16 protein-coding genes are annotated in these 17798 nt (G+C 39.4%); all 16 read left to right on the top strand.

Translation table 11 applies throughout. The features are described from left to right. Positions 1-208: 208 nt before the first annotated feature. The 16 genes from rpsB (at position 209) to rbfA (ending at position 17725) form a co-directional block, all read left to right on the top strand. Entirely contained in the window at positions 209-913 is a 705-nt protein-coding gene (rpsB, locus tag V7077_RS07560; RefSeq protein WP_098528709.1) for a 30S ribosomal protein S2, read from the top strand. 115 nt (positions 914-1028) lie between these two features. After that, entirely contained in the window at positions 1029-1913 is an 885-nt protein-coding gene (tsf, locus tag V7077_RS07555; RefSeq protein ID WP_335500038.1) for a translation elongation factor Ts, read from the top strand. A gap of 128 nt (positions 1914-2041) precedes the next feature. Continuing rightward, entirely contained in the window at positions 2042-2767 is a 726-nt protein-coding gene (gene pyrH, locus V7077_RS07550; RefSeq protein ID WP_335500036.1) for a UMP kinase, read from the top strand. Further along, positions 2767-3324 carry a ribosome recycling factor gene (gene frr, locus V7077_RS07545; RefSeq protein WP_215040778.1) on the top strand — a complete coding sequence of 186 codons (558 nt, stop codon included), beginning with the start codon at positions 2767-2769 and terminating at the stop codon, positions 3322-3324. Before pyrH ends, frr begins: the two co-directional genes overlap by 1 nt. 276 nt (positions 3325-3600) lie before the next feature. Further along, a complete protein-coding gene (locus V7077_RS07540; RefSeq protein WP_335500033.1) occupies positions 3601-4377 on the top strand; it encodes an isoprenyl transferase in 777 nt (258 codons plus the stop codon). Positions 4378-4420: 43 nt separating this feature from the next. Next, positions 4421-5215: a phosphatidate cytidylyltransferase gene (locus V7077_RS07535; protein ID WP_335500031.1), complete on the top strand. Its 795-nt coding sequence runs from the start codon at positions 4421-4423 to the stop codon at positions 5213-5215. 35 nt (positions 5216-5250) lie between these two features. Then, on the top strand, positions 5251-6393 hold the full coding sequence (gene dxr / locus V7077_RS07530) for a 1-deoxy-D-xylulose-5-phosphate reductoisomerase (RefSeq protein ID WP_335500029.1): 1143 nt from the start codon (positions 5251-5253) through the stop codon (positions 6391-6393). 40 nt (positions 6394-6433) lie between these two features. Beyond that, positions 6434-7693 (top strand): RIP metalloprotease RseP, encoded by a 1260-nt coding sequence (rseP, locus tag V7077_RS07525; RefSeq protein ID WP_335500026.1) that lies wholly within the window; start codon positions 6434-6436, stop codon positions 7691-7693. 161 nt (positions 7694-7854) lie between these two features. Then, positions 7855-12180, top strand: coding sequence for a PolC-type DNA polymerase III (locus tag V7077_RS07520; RefSeq protein ID WP_335500024.1), 4326 nt, complete (start codon positions 7855-7857; stop codon positions 12178-12180). A gap of 304 nt (positions 12181-12484) precedes the next feature. Next, on the top strand, positions 12485-12955 hold the full coding sequence (gene rimP / locus V7077_RS07515) for a ribosome maturation factor RimP (RefSeq protein ID WP_335500023.1): 471 nt from the start codon (positions 12485-12487) through the stop codon (positions 12953-12955). A 38-nt stretch (positions 12956-12993) separates the two neighbouring features. Next, positions 12994-14118 (top strand): transcription termination factor NusA, encoded by a 1125-nt coding sequence (nusA, locus tag V7077_RS07510; RefSeq protein ID WP_335500021.1) that lies wholly within the window; start codon positions 12994-12996, stop codon positions 14116-14118. A gap of 16 nt (positions 14119-14134) precedes the next feature. After that, entirely contained in the window at positions 14135-14407 is a 273-nt protein-coding gene (rnpM, locus tag V7077_RS07505) for an RNase P modulator RnpM (RefSeq protein ID WP_335500020.1), read from the top strand. A gap of 8 nt (positions 14408-14415) precedes the next feature. Continuing rightward, entirely contained in the window at positions 14416-14718 is a 303-nt protein-coding gene (locus tag V7077_RS07500) for a YlxQ family RNA-binding protein (RefSeq protein ID WP_335500018.1), read from the top strand. 21 nt (positions 14719-14739) lie between these two features. Beyond that, the gene (gene infB / locus V7077_RS07495; RefSeq protein ID WP_335500016.1) at positions 14740-17055 is read left to right on the top strand and encodes a translation initiation factor IF-2; all 2316 of its coding nucleotides are present in this window, start codon (positions 14740-14742) and stop codon (positions 17053-17055) included. After that, entirely contained in the window at positions 17052-17333 is a 282-nt protein-coding gene (locus tag V7077_RS07490; protein ID WP_335500014.1) for a DUF503 domain-containing protein, read from the top strand. Before infB ends, V7077_RS07490 begins: the two co-directional genes overlap by 4 nt. A gap of 17 nt (positions 17334-17350) precedes the next feature. Then, the gene (rbfA, locus tag V7077_RS07485) at positions 17351-17725 is read left to right on the top strand and encodes a 30S ribosome-binding factor RbfA (protein WP_215040790.1); all 375 of its coding nucleotides are present in this window, start codon (positions 17351-17353) and stop codon (positions 17723-17725) included. Positions 17726-17798: the final 73 nt, after the last annotated feature.

Raw genomic sequence — 17798 nt, 5'->3', positions numbered from 1 at the left:
CTGAAGCGGAAATCAACATTCAACTTTAACATTTAACAAAGCCAACTTTTTTAAAAGTATTTCTTGATTGTTATAATTACTTATGCTATATTATTTCATGGTGTTAATACACACGCTTGTTGATTTAAATGGATGGTGCTGAATCTTTCAGTTTCTATTTAAAAATGAGATGAGCGGAGGAAAACAAACCACTAGGAGGAAAAAACACATGTCAGTTATTTCAATGAAACAATTGCTTGAAGCTGGTGTACATTTCGGACACCAAACTCGCCGTTGGAACCCTAAGATGAAGAAATATATCTTCACTGAGCGTAACGGTATCTACATTATCGACCTTCAAAAAACAGTTAAAAAGGTTGAAGAAGCTTATAACTGGGTAAAAGATCTTGCTGGTAACGGCGGAACGATTCTTTTTGTTGGTACTAAAAAACAAGCTCAAGATTCTGTTAAAGAAGAAGCAGCTCGTTCTGGTATGTACTATGTTAACCAACGTTGGTTAGGTGGTACATTAACAAACTTCGAAACAATCCAAAAGCGTATTGGCCGCTTAAAAGATATTGAAAGAATGTCAGAAGACGGTACTTTTGAAGTATTACCTAAGAAAGAAGTTGTTCAACTTAAGAAAGAACAAGAGCGTCTTGAAAAATTCCTAGGCGGAATTAAAGACATGAAACAACTTCCTGATGCACTATTCATCATCGACCCTCGTAAAGAGCGTATCGCAGTTGCAGAAGCTAAAAAGTTAAACATTCCTATCGTAGGTATTGTTGATACTAACTGTGATCCAGACGAAATCGATGTTGTTATCCCAGCTAACGATGATGCAATCCGTGCGGTTAAACTATTAACTGGTAAAATGGCGGATGCAATCCTTGAAGCGAAACAAGGCGAAGAAGTAGCACAAGAAGCGTAAGATTCAAAAGGTGATAAGAGGGAGACCCTTTATCACCTTTTTTTAAGAAATGTTTATCTTGAGAATGAATGGCTAAGATATAGTATAGTACATAGTTTAAAAGGAGGAATTTTAAATGGCAGTTACTGCTCAAATGGTTAAAGAACTTCGTGAAAAAACAGGCGCAGGCATGATGGACTGTAAAAAAGCACTTACCGCAACAGATGGTGATATGGACAAGGCAATTGATTTCTTACGTGAGAAAGGGATCGCTAAAGCTGCTAATAAAGCAGATCGTATTGCGGCTGAAGGTTTAACTTCAGTTGTAACAGCAGGAAACGATGCAGTTATCCTTGAAGTAAACTCTGAAACAGACTTCGTTGCGAAAAATGAAGGCTTCCAAACTCTTGTTCAAGAGCTTGCATCACACTTATTAAAAAACAAGCCAGCTACTGTTGAAGAAGCATTAGCTCAAACAATGGAAAATGGAGCAACTGTTGCTGATCACATCAACGCTGCTATCGCAAAAATCGGAGAAAAGCTTTCTCTTCGCCGTTTTGAGCTTCTTTCTAAGACTGACAATGATGCATTTGGTGCTTACATCCACATGGGCGGCCGTATCAGCGTATTAACAGTTCTTGAAGGTACAACAGAAGAAAGTGCTGCGAAAGATATTTCTATGCATATCACTGCTTTAAGACCTAAATATGTATCTCGTGATCAAGTATCTTCAGAAGAAGTTGAGCATGAGCGTCAAGTATTAACACAACAAGCACTTAACGAAGGCAAGCCAGAAAACATCGTAGCAAAAATGGTAGAAGGCCGTCTTGGCAAATACTTTGAAGATGTATGTCTTCTTGATCAAACTTTCGTTAAAAACCCTGACCAAAAAGTTCGTCAATTTGTTGAGTCAAAGGGCGCAACTGTACGTGAATTCGTACGTTACGAAGTAGGCGAAGGTATTGAAAAGAAAGAAGACAACTTCGCAGAAGAAGTTATGAATCAAGTAAATAAAAAATAAGTCAAATATTCTCTAGCTTGAAAACAAATGCTATATGGGAATGTTACTGTTATAGTTTTTTAATAGGGGACACGGTGTGTTCCCTATTTTTAAAGGGAAATATATAATATATACATACGGAGGTTTATATGAGCGGTCCTAAGTACAAAAGAGTCGTATTAAAATTAAGTGGGGAAGCACTTGCTGGTGAATCCAGTTTTGGGATTAAACCTTCTGTGATTAAGTCAATTGCTGAACAAGTGAAAGAAGTTGCAGAATTAGGTGTTGAAGTTGCTGTTGTCGTGGGCGGAGGTAATATTTGGCGCGGTAAAATCGGCAGTGAGATGGGCATGGACAGGGCAACTGCTGATTACATGGGTATGCTTGCAACGGTTATGAATTCTTTAGCGCTTCAGGATAGTTTAGAACAATTAGGAATTCAATCACGTGTACAAACATCCATTGAAATGCGCCAGGTTGCTGAACCATATATCAGACGCAAGGCCATGAGACACTTAGAGAAAAGTCGTGTCGTTATTTTTGCAGCGGGTACAGGTAATCCATACTTCTCAACAGATACAACAGCAGCGTTAAGGGCAGCTGAGATTGATGCGGAAGTAATCTTAATGGCTAAAAACAATGTCGATGGTGTTTATTCAGCAGACCCAAGAATTGATCCTAGTGCGACTAAGTATGAAGACCTTACCTTCTTGGATGTAATTAAAGAAGGTTTAGCCGTTATGGATTCAACAGCCTCATCCTTATGTATGGACAATGATATTCCATTGATTGTGTTCTCTATTATGGAACAAGGCAATATTAAAAGAGCCGTTATGGGTGAAAAAATTGGAACTATTGTTAGGGGGAAAAACTAATGCCAAAGCAAGTTATTGCTTCAACTAAAGATCGTATGACCAAAGCAATCCAAGCTTATACTCGTGAGCTTGCAAGTATTCGTGCCGGACGGGCGAGCGCCTCATTATTAGATCGTATTACAGTTGATTATTATGGAGCGCCTACACCCGTCAATCAAGTGGCGGGGATTAGCACTCCAGAAGCGCGTTTACTTGTGATTCAGCCATACGATAAGTCAATTCTAGGTGATATTGAAAAAGCAATTCTGAAATCTGATTTAGGTTTAAATCCAACGAATGATGGTTCGATTATTCGTATTGCGATTCCGCAATTGACGGAAGAACGACGTAAAGAACTAGTGAAAGTTGTGAAAAAAGAAGCAGAAGAGGCAAAAATAGCGATCCGTAACATTCGCCGTGATGGAAACGATGATTTGAAAAAGCTAGAGAAAAATGGAGAAATTACAGAGGATGCCCTCCGTGGATACTCTGATGATATCCAGAAGCTTACGGATGAATTCATTCAAAAAGTCGATCAAATTACGAAAGATAAAGAAAAAGAAATATTAGAAGTGTAATTGTAATAGTAATTGCCATTTGATAAAAGTTGAGTTAAAAGACCCTCTTTAAAAGGGGGTTTTTTCTCTATATATTAATGATTCTAGACTGTCCCTAAAATTTTCTGAACATTATTCTTAATTACTGTTATTTTACATAGGTTATTATTAGAGATATCTTTAAGGTTTTTTGGTATGATAATATCATCTAACCTGAAGATACTTTTACATATTTGGATAAGTGAATCCATGATTTATTATCGGAGGATATGATTAATTAACCTGAGGAGCAATGTTATGTTGAATAAATTTGGGCTTTGGAAGAAGCCGGCTAACTCTTCCACACTCCGAGATAAAATAGAAGAAATAAAAGCATCGCCTGTTCCTGAACATGTCGCCATTATTATGGACGGAAATGGGCGCTGGGCTAAAAAAAGGGCATTGCCACGTATTGCAGGTCATCACGAAGGCATGAAAGTTGTTCGAAAGACAACCATGCTTGCGAACAATCTCGGAATCAAGGCCTTAACCTTATATGCCTTTTCTACTGAGAACTGGAAACGTCCAAAAAATGAAGTGGAATATATTATGAAGCTTCCGGAAGAATTTTTAGGTACATTCCTTCCAGAACTGATTGAAAATAATGTTCAAGTTAAAATGATGGGATATAAAGATCAACTGCCGTCACATACACTCCGTGCAATTGAGAGGGCGGTCGAAGAAACAAAGAATAATACAGGACTGGTCTTGAATTTTGCCTTGAATTATGGAAGCAGGGCGGAAATCCTCGATGCTGTAAAACAAATTATAAATGATAGCAAAAATGGCATACTGAAAGAAACAGAACTAAACGAACAAGCCTTTTCCTCCTATTTAATGAGTTCCGATTTTCCAGACCCGGATCTATTAATCCGAACTAGCGGGGAAATTCGCTTAAGTAACTTTATGCTTTGGCAATTAGCATACTCGGAGTTTTGGTTTACAGACGTATTATGGCCTGATTTTAATGAAGAATATTTTCTTGAAGCAATTGAAGCTTATCAAAAACGTCAGCGCAGGTTTGGCGGAATTTAAAGTATACCTCTCTCTAAGAACATAAAAGGTGTTGAACTAGTAGATGAAGCAAAGAGTTATTACAGGAGTGGTAGCAGCGGCATTATTTTTGCCCATTGTATTTTACGGCGGACTTCCTTTTGTTCTGTTAACGTACATTCTTGCTACAATAGGGTTATATGAACTATTGAAAATGAAACAATTAAGTATCTTTTCGGTCCATGGATTACTATCGCTTTTATTTTTATGGGTGATTATTTTTCCTAAGCAATATCATCATGTTCTCTCGGATTTTTATTATTCGAAAACAGAGATCGCGATTATTTTTATTCTGTTGTTTTTAGCTTATACGGTTGTTACAAAAAACCGATTTACCTTTGAAGATGTCTCATTTTGCTTACTATCGGCGATTTATGTAGGAATTGGGTTTTACTTCTTTATTGAAACCCGCGAAGCAGGCCTTGTCTATGTTTTTTATTCCCTCTTTATCATTTGGGCAACAGACTCTGGTGCTTATTTTGTCGGCAAAGCAATGGGGAAAAACAAACTATGGCCTGAAATTAGTCCAAATAAAACAGTAGAAGGCTCATTAGGCGGTGTCGTATGTGCGGTAATTGTGGGCATATTATTTTCGGTATTTTCCACAACCATCCCGGTAGGCCTGGTTACTTTAATGGGAATTACCGTTGTTCTTTCTGTTTTTGGACAAATAGGTGACCTTGTCCAATCTGCTTTTAAACGTCATTTTAACGTAAAGGATTCAGGAAACATTCTCCCAGGTCATGGAGGGATACTTGACCGCTTTGATAGCTTATTATTTGTATTGCCTTTATTAAACCTATTCCATCTTTGGACATAGTGGCGGTTCTTTTTACTTATTAGGAGTTGAAACACTTGAAGACAATTAGTTTATTAGGTGCTACGGGTTCAGTAGGAATCCAAACGATTGATATCATTCGTGAGCACTGTAAAGAATTTCAACTAGCAGCATTTTCAGTTGGAAGAAATATTGAACTAGCACGTAAATTAATTATTGAATTTAAACCACTGCTTGTCTCTGTGCAGGAATCTAGTGATTGTGCTTCATTAAGAGCAGAATTCCCGAACACTAAGTTTACTTTTGGCAATGAAGGCTTGATTGAGGTAGCTGTCTTTGAAAAATCAGATATCCTTGTCAATGCTGTTCTTGGCAGTGTAGGACTCCATCCCACATTACAAGCCATAGAATGCGGGAAAGTCATTGCTATCGCAAATAAAGAAACGTTAGTTACTGCAGGACATTTAGTAATTGAAGCGGCCAAAAGAAATAATGTACCGCTCCTCCCTGTTGACAGCGAACATTCTGCCATTTTTCAAGCTTTGCAAGGGGAAATGGATAAAAATATTGAAAGATTAATTTTAACTGCATCTGGCGGCAGTTTCCGTGACCGTACCCGCACGGAACTAAAAGATGTGACAGTAGAACAGGCTTTAAACCATCCGAACTGGTCGATGGGCGCTAAAATTACCATTGATTCAGCGACCATGATGAATAAAGGGTTAGAGGTTATCGAAGCACACTGGTTGTTTGGAGTTCCATTTGAAAAAATAGATGTTTTGCTTCACAAAGAAAGTATTATTCATTCAATGGTAGAATTTCATGACTCTAGCATTATAGCCCAATTGGGAACACCAGATATGAGAGTGCCAATCCAATATGCACTTACCTATCCGGACCGGCTTCCGCTGCGCTCGGCTAATCGGCTAAATCTTGCGGAAGTTGGTAAACTGCATTTTGAGGAAATGGATTTAAAACGATTCCGCTGCTTAGATTTTGCCTATCATGCCGGAAAAAAAGGCGGCACTATGCCAACGGTGTTAAATGCAGCAAACGAAGCGGCAGTGGCTGCTTTCTTAAAAGGGAAAATTCGTTTCTTACAAATTGAGGATTTGATTGAACAGGCATTAAATAAACATCAAGTCATTGAAAATCCAAGTTTAGCTATAATAGAAGAAGTTGACAAAGAGACTCGTCAGTTTGTACACTCACTTCTATAGGAATGATCCTTCCCTATCCTGAAAAAAGGTGGTTATGTCATTGACTACAGTTATTGCTTTCATAGTGATTTTTGGCGCACTGGTCTTCTTCCATGAATTCGGACATTTCATTTTTGCAAAAAGAGCGGGGATTCTCTGCCGTGAATTTGCAATTGGAATGGGACCAAAGGTGTTTACTCATAAAAAAGGAGAAACTACCTATACCATCCGTCTTTTGCCGATCGGCGGCTTTGTGCGAATGGCAGGGGAAGATCCGGAAATGGTCGAAATTAAGCCTGGTTACCGAATTGGACTTATGTTTGATAAGCAAGAAAGCGTCAATAAAATCATTTTAAATAATAAAGAGAAATATCCTAAAGCAAGGATTGTTGAAGTCGAGTTTGCAGATATTGAAAAGGATTTAATCATAAAAGGATATCCGGAAGACGAAAACGAAAGTTTACAGACATTCTCCATTGATCCAAAAGCAGTGATTGTTGAAAATGGGATTGAATCACAAATTGCACCAATTGACCGTCAATTTGGATCAAAAACTTTATCACAAAGATTTATGGCCATTTTTGCAGGTCCTATGATGAATTTTGTTTTAGCATTCGTTGTGTTTATAATTATTGCTTTATTACAAGGCGTCCCATCGAATGAACCCAAACTAGGTGTCATTACACCAGATGGTGCTGCAAAATCGGCAGGTCTCCAAAAAGGGGATATTGTCCAAAGTATTAATGATTCGGAAATTTCAAGCTGGACAGATGTAGTCGAAATTATCCGGAAAAATCCAAATAAAAAACTTGATTTCTCCATCGTTCGAAATGGAAAGGAAAAAGAAATCGAAGTAACTCCGCTTGAAAAGACGGTGGATGGTGATAAAATGGGGATTATCGGCGTTTACAGCCCCGTCGAAAAATCACCAGTTCAAGCTATTAAATCTGGATTTACCGAAACCTATTTCTGGACAAAACAAATATTTGTCATGCTAGGTAAGTTGGTTACAGGTCAATTTTCAATTGATGCCCTATCAGGCCCGGTTGGAATCTATAAGTCCACAGATGAAGTAGCCAAATCAGGAATCTTCTATTTAATGAAGTGGGCTGGCATTTTAAGCATTAACTTGGGAATTATGAACTTATTGCCAATTCCTGCCCTTGATGGTGGAAGATTAATGTTCTTTGCAGTTGAAGCAGTTAGAGGAAAACCAATTGACAGACAAAAGGAAGGAATGGTCCATTTTATCGGTTTTGCTCTCCTTATGCTGCTCATGTTGGTGGTTACCTGGAATGATATCCAGCGATTTTTTCTATAAATGATTAAGTAAATTTGTTATCCTTGATAAGGATCGCCGAGACGCGGTCCTTGTTTTTTTGTGGAATAATATGTCGAAATAAACCGAACCGACGGTTATCATGGTATAATTAATTTTTGATATAGATATAAATAATAGTTTTTATAGATGGGAGAGAGACGATGAGCGAACATGCCTTAGGCAATAAAGAGCGATTCAACCTCTTGCTCCAGCAGCTGCAACTGGTAGAAGATGCTGTAGTAGTACATTTCCAAAATGCACAAATTGAAAGGCTTCTGGTTGAAAAGAAGGAAAGGAAGTGGCACTTTCAATTTTTATTTGAAAACATACTTCCATTCAATGTGTATCTCAAGTTTACAACACAACTCGAAAGAACATTCACAAACATCGCAACCATTTCCTACAATATCCAGGTAACGAATCAAGCCAGCACACCGCAGCTTTTGCTAGAATACTGGAATTACTGTATTCAGCAAATTGACGGTATTGCACCACCGCTTGTTAAACTTCTAAATGAACAAATCCCTGAAGTCAGCGGGAATAAATTAACCGTTTCTGTAAGGAATGAAGCGGAAGGACTCGCCTTAAAGCGAAAATATGGTCCTGTTATCGGAAATATCTATCAGTCCTTTGGTTTTCCGCTGTTAGCGATTGATACTGAAATAAAAAGTGAAGAAAAAAATGAAGAATACCAGCAATTCTTACTGGCCAAACAGAAAGAAGATCAAGAGCGTGCTCAAATGGCCGTGATAGAAATGCAAAAGAAAGAAACAGATAAAGCTCAAGGTGGAGGAGAGGTCCCTTCAGGCCCGCTTACTATTGGGCTAACTATCAAGGATGACAGCGAGCTTCGCAGCTTGATTGATATTGTTGATGAGGAAAGACGAGTTGTCGTCCAAGGGTATATTTTTGATGCGGAAATAAGAGAGCTTCGCAGCGGACGTTCGCTATTAACATTTAAAATTACCGATTATACAAGTTCCATCATTGTAAAAATGTTTTCTCGAGATAAAGAAGATGCTGCCCTATTCCAGCTGGTTAAAAAAGGTTTATGGGTAAAGGTTCGGGGAAGCGTACAAAACGATACCTTTGTCCGTGATCTAGTTATGATTTGTAATGATATCAATGAAATAAAACCTGCTGGACGAAAAGATACGGCACCTGATGATGAAAAAAGAGTTGAACTGCATCTTCATACCCCCATGAGTCAAATGGATGCCGTAACTCCAGTAAGTGCGCTTATTGCACAAGCAAGTAAGTGGGGGCATAAAGCGATTGCTGTTACAGACCATGCTGTTGCCCAGTCATTCCCTGAAGCCTATGGCGCAGGGAAAAAGAATGATATCAAGATCCTTTACGGTGTGGAAGTGAACCTGGTTGATGATGGGGTGCCAATTGCATATAATGATGCTCACCGTTTGCTTGCCGAAGATACATTTGTTGTATTTGACGTTGAGACAACAGGACTTTCTGCTGTCTACAATACGATCATTGAGCTCGCAGCCGTTAAAATTCACAATGGGGAAATTATTGACCGGTTTGAATCATTTGCAAATCCACACCAACGTCTTTCAGCCACAATTATTAACTTAACTAGTATTACAGATGACATGCTTAAAGATGCTCCAGAAGTCGATGAAGTAATTAAGAACTTTTATGACTGGGCAGGAGATGCTGTTTTAGTTGCCCATAACGCTTCCTTTGATATGGGGTTCTTGAATGTAGCCTATAAGCAAATCGGCTTAGAAAAAGCCAAAAATCCTGTCATTGATACCTTAGAATTAGGACGTTTTTTATACCCAGAAATGAAAAATCATCGCTTAAATACATTAGCCAAAAAATTTGATATTGACTTAACCCAGCATCACCGGGCCATATACGATACAGAAGCAACTGGCTACCTGCTCTTGAAGATGCTAAAGGACGCTCTTGAAAAAGGAATTGAGTATCATGATGAGTTCAATCATAACATGGGTAAAGGAAATGCTTATCAACGGGCACGTCCTTATCACTGTACTCTTTTAGCACAGACAGAAGCAGGCTTAAAAAACCTTTTCAAACTTATTTCGATTTCACATATTGAATATTTTTACAGAGTACCAAGACTCCCCAGGTCGGTACTGCAAAAATATCGCGAGGGAATTTTAGTGGGATCTGGTTGTAATAAAGGTGAAGTGTTTGAAGGGATGATGCAAAAATCGGCTGAAGAGGTGGAAAGCTTTGCGGGCTTTTATGACTATCTTGAAGTCATGCCAAAAGAAGTGAATGCACCGCTGATCGAAATGGAATTGGTGCGTGACGAGAAAGCGATGGAGGACATCATTGCTAAAATTGTTGCCCTTGGTGATAAATTGGGGATTCCAGTCGTCGCGACAGGAAATGTCCATTATTTAACTGAAAATGATAAAATTTATCGCAAAATCTTAATTAACTCCCAAGGCGGAGCAAACCCATTAAATAGACATCAACTTCCGGATGTTCATTTTAGAACGACAAACGAAATGCTTGATGCTTTCTCGTTTTTAGGAGCAGAAAAGGCCAAAGAAATTGTTGTCACCAATACGAATAAAATTGCCGATATGATCGATGTTATTAAACCGATCAAGGACGATTTGTATACACCTCGAATTGAAGGTGCAGATGAAGAAATGCGTGAAATGAGTTACGCAATGGCAAGAAGTATTTATGGTGATCAGCTTCCAGAAATTGTTGAAGCGCGGCTGGAAAAAGAATTAAAAAGTATCATTGGACACGGATTTGCCGTTATTTATTTAATTTCACATAAATTGGTTAAAAAGTCACTCGATGATGGTTACCTTGTTGGATCAAGGGGATCGGTCGGTTCATCGTTAGTTGCGACCATGACGGAGATTACAGAAGTAAATCCACTCCCGCCGCATTATGTATGTCCGACCTGTAAACATTCCGAGTTCTTTAACGACGGTTCGGTCGGTTCTGGATTTGACTTGCCGGATAAAGATTGTCCAAATTGCGGAGGAAAATACCGCAAAGACGGTCATGATATTCCCTTCGAAACATTCTTAGGTTTCAAGGGAGACAAGGTACCCGATATCGATTTGAACTTTTCCGGAGAGTACCAGCCGCGTGCCCATAACTATACAAAGGTATTATTCGGTGAGGAATACGTGTATCGTGCCGGAACAATTGGTACGGTTGCCGATAAAACGGCATTTGGTTATGTGAAAGCCTATCAGCAGGATAATAACCTGCAAATCCGTGGTGCTGAGGTTGAACGGCTGGCTTCCGGATGTACGGGCGTAAAAAGGACAACCGGTCAGCATCCAGGGGGAATTATTGTTATCCCCGACTATATGGATGTCTATGACTTTACACCGATTCAATTCCCGGCTGATGATCGAAATTCAGAATGGAAAACAACTCATTTTGACTTCCATTCCATTCATGATAACGTCCTAAAGCTTGATATACTTGGACACGACGATCCGACCGTCATCAGGATGCTTCAGGATCTTAGCGGAATTGATCCCAAGACGATCCCAACGGATGATCCTGAGGTTATGAAAATCTTTAGCAGCACAGAATCGCTAGGTGTAACAGAGCAGCAAATCATGTGTAAAACTGGTACACTCGGGATTCCGGAATTTGGTACCCGATTTGTTCGTCAAATGCTAGAAGATACGAAGCCGACGACCTTCTCAGAACTTGTCCAGATTTCCGGTTTATCGCATGGAACGGATGTATGGCTTGGGAATGCACAGGAACTGATCCATAACAATATCTGTAACTTAAGTGAAGTAATCGGTTGTCGTGATGATATCATGGTTTACTTGATATATCAGGGACTAGATCCATCCTTTGCCTTTAAGATTATGGAATCTGTACGTAAAGGGAAAGGGTTAAGTGAAGAGATGGAAGCAGAAATGCGCAAGAATGAGGTGCCGGAATGGTACATTGATTCCTGCAAAAAAATTAAGTATATGTTCCCTAAAGCTCACGCCGCCGCCTATGTATTAATGGCTGTCAGGATTGCTTATTTTAAGGTTCATCTTCCACTTCTTTATTATGCTGCCTACTTTACGGTTCGTGCTGAGGACTTTGATATTGAAGCTATGTCACGGGGTTCTGAAGCAATCCGGGCCAAACTTGAGGAAATTAATGCAAAAGGTCTGGAAGCATCAAATAAAGAGAAGAACTTATTAACCGTCTTAGAACTTGCTCTAGAAATGACGGAAAGAGGGTTCAGCTTCCAAAACTATGATTTATATAAATCGGATGCCTCCGATTTTATTATCGAAGGAAATACCTTAATTCCGCCGTTCAATTCTATCCCAGGATTAGGAACGAATGCTGCCTTCAATATTGTGAAGGCGAGAGAAGATGGAGAATTTTTATCAAAAGAAGACTTGCAGCAGCGTGGTAAGGTATCTAAGACCATCCTTGAATATCTTGACAAACAAGGATGTCTTGCAGCACTGCCTGAACAAAACCAGCTTTCACTGTTCTAGCAAGAAGCGCCTGCTTTTGTTCATTCACCTGCAACGCCTAAGGGCTCGTGGTCATAAGCCCCTGTGTAAGGCGCTTCCGCTTTTGGTGTTTGCATATAAACCATGGTTATGGTATAGTTTTATTGGAAATACTAAGAAATACTCTCGAGTTCAAGAGTGGGGAAACCCACTCTTTCGTTATGTAACCAAGCTGCTTTCAATGCATCTTGGTTTTGTTTACTATTTGTTTTTAAGTAATATTTGATAAAACTTTCCGTGAACTACATAGAATTTGGGTGAAATAATAGAGAAAAGGAGGTAAAGCATGAGCAAAGTGACGGAAGTTGTTGAAGAGCTGGCTGCACCAATTTTTCAAGAGCTTGGATTAGAATTAGTGGAAATCGAGTATGTGAAAGAAGGGAAAAGTTGGTTTCTTCGCGTATATATCGATAAGGATGCAGGTGTGGATATCGAGGACTGTGGGATCGTCAGCGAACGCCTGAGCGAGAAATTGGATGAATTAGACCCCATTCCCCATAACTATTTCCTAGAGGTATCATCCCCAGGTGCAGAGAGGCCATTAAAGAAGGCAAAAGACTTTGAAAAGGCTATTGGTAAAAATGTTTTTATCAAGACCTATGAGCCCATCGATGGGGAAAATAAGTTCGAGGGTAAATTAGTAGGCTTTGATGGTGAACAGGTTACCGTTGAGATTAAGATTAAAACACGTAAAAAATCGATTGAAATTCCATTTGAAAAGGTAGCAAGTGCACGACTCGCAGTTACTTTTTCGTAAAATAGAAAATTTAATAAGGATTAGGGGGATACAAGCAAATGAGCAGCGAATTACTAGATGCTCTTACAATACTGGAAAGAGAGAAAGGCATTTCCAGGGATGTTTTAATGGACGCCATTGAAGCAGCACTAATTTCAGCATACCGCCGAAATTTCAATCAGGCTCAAAATGTCCGCATCGATTTAAATTTAGGAACTGGTTCTATGCGTGTTTTTGCACGTAAAGAAGTAGTTGATCAGGTTTTTGACCCGCGTCTGGAAATCTCACTAGAAGATGCCCAGCGGATCAATCCAAATTATCAAGTTGAAGATGTTGTTGAAATGGAAGTAACACCTAAAGATTTCGGCAGAATTGCGGCACAAACAGCAAAACAAGTGGTTACCCAGCGTGTAAGAGAAGCAGAACGTGGAATTATTTATTCTGAATTTATCGACCGCGAAGAAGATATTATGACGGGTATCGTACAAAGACTTGACTCGAAATTTATTTATGTCAGCCTCGGAAAAATTGAAGCTTTACTACCCGTAAATGAACAAATGCCTAATGAACGATACAAGCCGCACGACCGTATTAAAGTATTTATCACAAAGGTTGAGAAAACGACCAAAGGACCACAGATATTTGTATCGCGTACGCATCCAGGCTTATTAAAACGATTATTCGAAATTGAAGTGCCGGAAATTTATGACGGTACAGTGGAAATTAAATCAGTTGCCCGTGAAGCAGGGGATCGCTCGAAAATTTCTGTGCATTCAGATAATCCTGAGGTTGACCCGGTTGGATCATGCGTTGGTCCTAAAGGAACCCGCGTTCAGGCTGTTGTTAATGAATTAAAGGGTGAAAAAATTGATATTGTAAAGTGGTCTGATGATCCAGTGGTGTTTGTGGCTAATTCATTAAGCCCATCCAAGGTGCTTGATGTTATGGTAAACGAAGCAGATAAAGCAACTACGGTTATAGTTCCTGACTATCAACTTTCATTGGCTATTGGGAAACGGGGACAAAATGCCCGCCTTGCAGCCAAATTAACCGGCTGGAAAATTGATATTAAATCAGAAGCAGAAGCACGGGAATTAGGAATTTATCCACGTGAGGAAACAATCAGACTATTCGACGATCAAGTCGATAATGATTTTGATTTTGACGAAGAGTTAGATGATTAGGTGAGGTGAATGACGAGTGAACACTAGAAAAAAAGTTCCTATGCGCAAATGTGTGGCAACCGGTGAAATGAAACCGAAAAAAGAACTCGTTCGCATCGTTCGTTCAAAAGAAGGGGAAGTTTCAATCGATTTGACTGGAAAGAAATCCGGCCGTGGTGCATACCTTTCATTGAACAAAGAAGCTGTATTGTTAGCCAAGAAAAAAAACACCTTATCTAATCACTTAGAAGTACCGATAAATGAATCGATCTATGAAGAATTACTTGAGTTAATAGAGAAGGAGAACTGACTATCCAAATGAAGGACAATCAATGGATGTCATTGCTTGGCTTAGCCAATCGAGCGCGTAAAATCATATCAGGTGAGGAACTTGCCCTTAAGGAAATTCGGAACAATAAGGCAAAACTCATTTTATTAGCCGCAGATGCATCTGCAAATACAACGAAAAAAATTACAGATAAATGTAATTCTTATCATGTGCCTTTGAAAATGGTGGAAAATCGTTATCTTCTTGGTCAGGCAATTGGCAAAGAAGCCCGCGTTGTTGTAGCTGTTTTGGATGGTGGATTTGCAAAGAAATTGGTAACGTTGCTCGATTAAATCTAGCGGGGGTGAAACAAAATGAGTAAAATCCGTGTTTATGAATACGCAAAGAAACACAATATTTCAAGCAAAGAAATAATTAATAAATTAAAAGAAATGAATATAGAGGTATCCAATCATATGGCAACAATCGAAGATGCAGATGTAAAAAAGCTGGATGCCACTTATAACAAAAAGGCAGAAGGTTCTACTTCCCAGCCCAAACAAAATAGTGGTCAGCAAAACCGTTCAAATGGCCGTCCAGGTGGGCAGCAAAACCGCCAAAACCCAAGACCGGCGCAAACAGGTCAAAAACCTCAAGTACAGGCGAGATCACCAAAAGCATTTGAGGAAGCTGCCGATAGAAATACAGCTCCTAGCAAGGTAAAAGTTGTCTCACCGCCAAAAAAGGTGGAAGGCAAAAAGCAAAACCAAGAAACACAATCAAAAGAAAATAAAGTGTTTAATAACGCTGATAAAGCGAAGGCAAGACCATATAATAATAACCAGAATCGTAATAATAACCAAAATCGTAATAATAAAAAGAAAAATCACACTCCAGTTCAACATTCTCAGCCTGTAAAGAAAAAGGAAAAAGAGCTTCCGGCTAAAATTACCTTTACTGAATCTTTAACGGTTGGAGAACTAGCTAAAAAAATCTATCGCGAACCTTCTGAAATCATTAAAAAGCTGTTTTTACTTGGTGTAATGGCAACCATCAATCAGGTGCTTGATAAAGATGCGATTGAATTAATTGCGGGTGAATATGGCGTTGAAGTAGAAGAAGAAATTAAAATCGACACTACGGATTTAGAAGTGTATTTTACAGAAGACGCTCCCGAAACCTTAGTGGAGAGACCTTCGGTTGTAACCATTATGGGTCACGTTGACCATGGTAAAACAACATTACTTGATTCCATTCGGAACACAAAGGTAACAGAAGGCGAAGCTGGTGGAATTACCCAGCATATTGGTGCTTACCAAGTTGTTGAAAATGGTAAGAAAATTACCTTCCTAGATACTCCTGGACACGCTGCCTTTACAACAATGCGTGCCCGTGGTGCTCAGATAACTGATATTACCATTCTCGTAGTAGCAGCCGATGACGGCGTAATGCCACAAACGGTTGAAGCGATTAACCATGCAAAAGCAGCAGAAGTGCCAATTATTGTTGCTGTTAATAAAATGGATAAAGAAGCTGCCAATGCTGACCGTGTTATGCAGGAATTAACTGAACATGGATTAGTATCAGAAGCCTGGGGTGGGGATACTATTTTTGTACCGCTATCCGCCAAAACAGGAGAAGGTATCGATAACTTGCTTGAAATGATTCTCCTCGTTGGTGAGGTAGAGGAATACAAAGCAAACCCTAACCGTAATGCGGTTGGAACAGTTATCGAAGCTCAATTAGATAAAGGACGCGGTTCTGTTGCAACATTATTAGTGCAAAATGGCACACTAAAAATAGGTGACCCAATCGTTGTCGGAAATACTTTTGGCCGTGTTCGTGCCATGGTTAATGATAAAGGACGCCGTGTGAAAGAGGCAGGACCATCTACTCCTGTTGAAATCACAGGTTTGAATGATGTACCGCAAGCAGGGGATCGTTTCGTCGTACTTGAAGACGAAAAAACAGCTCGTCAAATTGGTGAAGCCCGTGCCCAGGTGGCATTAGCTGCCCATCGCGGCGAAAAGTCAATTGTCAGTCTGGATAATCTATTTGAGCAGTTGAAGCAAGGTGAAATGAAGGATCTAAACATTATTTTAAAAGCTGATGTTCAAGGATCCGCTGAAGCCGTAGCAGCTTCCCTGCAGAAAATTGAAGTGGAAGGCATTAATATTAAAATCATTCATAATGGTGTTGGTGCTATTAATGAATCAGATATTTCGCTTGCCGCTGCATCAAATGCGATCGTAATTGGTTTTAACGTTCGTCCGGATGTAAATGCAAAACGTGCAGCTGAAGCTGAAAAAGTCGATGTTCGTCTGCACCGGATTATTTATAAAGTAATTGAGGAAATTGAAGCAGCAATGAAAGGGATGCTTGACCCTGAATTCCAAGAAAAAATTATTGGTCAGGCTGAAATTCGTCAAACCTTTAAAGTATCAAAAGTTGGTACGATTGCTGGTTCGTATGTTACCGATGGTAAAATCACTCGTGACAGTGGAATCCGCTTAATCCGTAATGGTGTTGTCATCTTTGAAGGCCAAATCGATGCGTTGAAACGATTTAAGGACGATGCTAAAGAAGTTGCCCAAGGTTACGAATGTGGTATCACAATTAAAAACTTCAATGATGTTAAAGAAGGAGATATCATTGAGGCATATGTAATGGAAGAAATTGAGCGTAAATGATTGTCGGTGTAGCTGAATGTGAATGCATGATTTATGATGCCCATTCTCTAAAAGATAAACGGGCGGTGCTGCAGCGAATCCTTACCCGTTTAAAACAGAGATTTAATGTATCTGTTGCAGAAGTGGATTATCAAGATGTCTGGCAAAGAACGAAAATTGCCATTGCAGTTGTGACCTCTACACGGGTTGCTACCGAGCAGGAATTACAAAATGCGTTCAAACTAATCGACTCATTTCCAGAAATAGAAAGAACGATCACCGAGATTGAATGGCTTTAAGTTAAGAGGTGAATGCAATGAGCCACAGAGCAAATCGTGTTGGAGAACAAATGAAAAAAGAACTTAGTGACATTATCGGCCGGAAAATTAAAGATCCGCGGATCGGTTTTGTAACGGTAACAGATGTTCAAGTTACAGGAGATCTTCAACAAGCGAAAGTATTTATATCCGTTTTAGGTGATGACGAGCAAAAGGAGAATACATTAAAAGGCCTAGCCAAAGCAAAAGGATTTATCCGAACCGAAATAGGTCACCGTATCCGCCTTCGTAAAACACCTGAAATCATCTTTGAGTGGGATGAATCAATCGATTACGGAAATCGAATTGAAACCCTGCTACATCAATTGCATACGGACGATGATAAACCGTATGAAAAGCACGAAGAAGAATAGAGGATAGACTTTATGTCTATCCCTTTTTTTAATTATAAGGCAGTGTTAATCTTGAAAGTTGATTTCCGCTCCA

It is taken from the genome of Neobacillus vireti, assembly GCF_036962465.1.
GTDB lineage: Bacteria > Bacillota > Bacilli > Bacillales > Cytobacillaceae > Neobacillus > Neobacillus vireti_B.
The sequence above is the reverse complement of the archived record's forward strand: the minus strand, read 5'-3'. Positions and strand labels throughout refer to the sequence as shown.

Bases quoted from the DNA above. Each gene is read 5' to 3' on its own strand.
- rpsB (WP_098528709.1), top strand. From the start codon at position 209: ATGTCAGTTATTTCAATGAAACAATTGCTTGAAGCTGGTGTACATTTC.
- tsf (WP_335500038.1), top strand. From the start codon at position 1,029: ATGGCAGTTACTGCTCAAATGGTTAAAGAACTTCGTGAAAAAACAGGC.
- pyrH (WP_335500036.1), top strand. From the start codon at position 2,042: ATGAGCGGTCCTAAGTACAAAAGAGTCGTATTAAAATTAAGTGGGGAA.
- frr (WP_215040778.1), top strand. From the start codon at position 2,767: ATGCCAAAGCAAGTTATTGCTTCAACTAAAGATCGTATGACCAAAGCA.
- V7077_RS07540 (WP_335500033.1), top strand. From the start codon at position 3,601: ATGTTGAATAAATTTGGGCTTTGGAAGAAGCCGGCTAACTCTTCCACA.
- V7077_RS07535 (WP_335500031.1), top strand. From the start codon at position 4,421: ATGAAGCAAAGAGTTATTACAGGAGTGGTAGCAGCGGCATTATTTTTG.
- V7077_RS07520 (WP_335500024.1), top strand. From the start codon at position 7,855: ATGAGCGAACATGCCTTAGGCAATAAAGAGCGATTCAACCTCTTGCTC.
- rimP (WP_335500023.1), top strand. From the start codon at position 12,485: ATGAGCAAAGTGACGGAAGTTGTTGAAGAGCTGGCTGCACCAATTTTT.
- nusA (WP_335500021.1), top strand. From the start codon at position 12,994: ATGAGCAGCGAATTACTAGATGCTCTTACAATACTGGAAAGAGAGAAA.
- V7077_RS07500 (WP_335500018.1), top strand. From the start codon at position 14,416: ATGAAGGACAATCAATGGATGTCATTGCTTGGCTTAGCCAATCGAGCG.
- infB (WP_335500016.1), top strand. From the start codon at position 14,740: ATGAGTAAAATCCGTGTTTATGAATACGCAAAGAAACACAATATTTCA.
- V7077_RS07490 (WP_335500014.1), top strand. From the start codon at position 17,052: ATGATTGTCGGTGTAGCTGAATGTGAATGCATGATTTATGATGCCCAT.
- rbfA (WP_215040790.1), top strand. From the start codon at position 17,351: ATGAGCCACAGAGCAAATCGTGTTGGAGAACAAATGAAAAAAGAACTT.